1 protein-coding gene is annotated in these 1433 nt (G+C 65.0%); it reads left to right on the top strand.

What is annotated here, in order from left to right; genetic code table 11:
- Nucleotides 1–80 precede the first annotated feature (80 nt).
- Nucleotides 81–1346, top strand: coding sequence for an IS701 family transposase (locus FS320_RS43345; RefSeq protein ID WP_152718649.1), 1266 nt, complete (start codon nt 81–83; stop codon nt 1344–1346).
- Nucleotides 1347–1433: the final 87 nt, after the last annotated feature.

Below are 1433 nucleotides of genomic sequence, written 5' to 3'. Positions count from 1 at the left end.
TAGCACTACTTTGGCAGGTCTGAGGAACCAGGCGAGCCCTGCCAACGTCTTCTCTGAAGGATTGTTCGCGGGAGGTTGTCATGAGCACCTCAGTGGCGTGGGAACACGAACTTCAGTCCTGGCTTGAACCCTTCCTCAAACCGCTTCGTCACCCAGCCCGCCGGCGCATGTGTCCGCTCTATGTCGCCGGCCTGATCGGGCCTGGGGACCGCAAGAGCCTGCAGCCGATGGCGGCGCGGGTAGCGCCGGCCGACTATGATCAACTGCATCACTTCGTGGCCGTCGGCCCGTGGGACGAGGCGCCGCTGGACGCCGAATTGCTGGCCCAAGCGAACCAGTTGGTCGGCGGCCCTGACGCGATTCTGGTGATCGACGACACGGCGCTGCTCAAGAAAGGCACGCACTCCGTTGGTGTCGCCTCGCAATATGCCGGAGTGGTGGGCAAGAAGGCCAATTGTCAGAGCCTGGTCTCGCTCACCCTCGCCAAGGGCGAGGTGCCAGTCCCAATCGTCCTGCGGCTGTTTCTGCCCGAGACTTGGATCAGAGATCCCGAGCGCCTGAAGCACGCCGGTGTGCCTGAGACCCTCTGGGTGGAGCGCTCCAAGCCTGAGATCGCCCTGGAGGAACTCCAGCGCATGATGCAAGCCGGTGTGAGCTTCGGGGCTGTCGTGACGGACGCGGGCTACGGCATCAGTGCTCCCTTCCGTCAGGGCCTGTCGGCGCTCGGGCTGCTCTGGGCGGTGGGCATCCCGCGCATCCAGAAGGTGTATCCGGCCGATGTGCGGTTGGGGCCAGCCCCGCGCACGCGTGGAGGGCCGCGCAAGACCCCGATCCCCGACGCAGAGGCTGTTGCGTCTGAGGCCATGCTGGCGAAGAGCTCATGGCGCCGGATCACGTGGCGGCGCGGCACCAAGGGTCCGCTGCGAGCGAAGTTCGCCGCCGTGCGCGTGCGGGTGGCTGATGGGCCGGCGGTGCGTCTGCAGGGACGGACCGGCCAGCATCTACCCGGCGACGAAGTCTGGCTCGTGGGCGAGCATCGCACCTCAGGCGAGCGCAAGTACTATCTGTCCAACCTGCCTCCCGACACATCGCTGAAGCAGCTCGCGTCTCTCATCAAGGCGCGGTGGGTGTGCGAGCAGGCGCACCAGCAACTCAAGGAAGAGCTCGGGCTCGATCACTTCGAGGGCCGCTCGTGGCGGGGCTTGCATCGACATGCGCTGCTGACACTGATCGCCTATCTGTTCCTGCAGCATCTGCGCTTGCGAACCGCCACAGGGGGAAAAAAGAAGGACCGGCGGGCCTCCACCACAACCGACACTGCCGGCCCTTCGGCGCATGCTGCTTGATCATCTGGCACATGCCATGCGCCTGCGATGTCCATTCTGTCAGGCTCGCTTCACTCTGGGCCTAATGATGGGAGTGCCAAAGTAGTG

Origin of the sequence: Microvirga tunisiensis (assembly GCF_009296175.1) — a bacterium.
Lineage (GTDB): Bacteria > Pseudomonadota > Alphaproteobacteria > Rhizobiales > Beijerinckiaceae > Microvirga > Microvirga tunisiensis.
This window is presented reverse-complemented; position numbering and strand designations above follow the sequence as displayed.

Bases quoted from the DNA above. Each gene is read 5' to 3' on its own strand.
- FS320_RS43345 (WP_152718649.1), top strand. From the start codon at position 81: ATGAGCACCTCAGTGGCGTGGGAACACGAACTTCAGTCCTGGCTTGAA.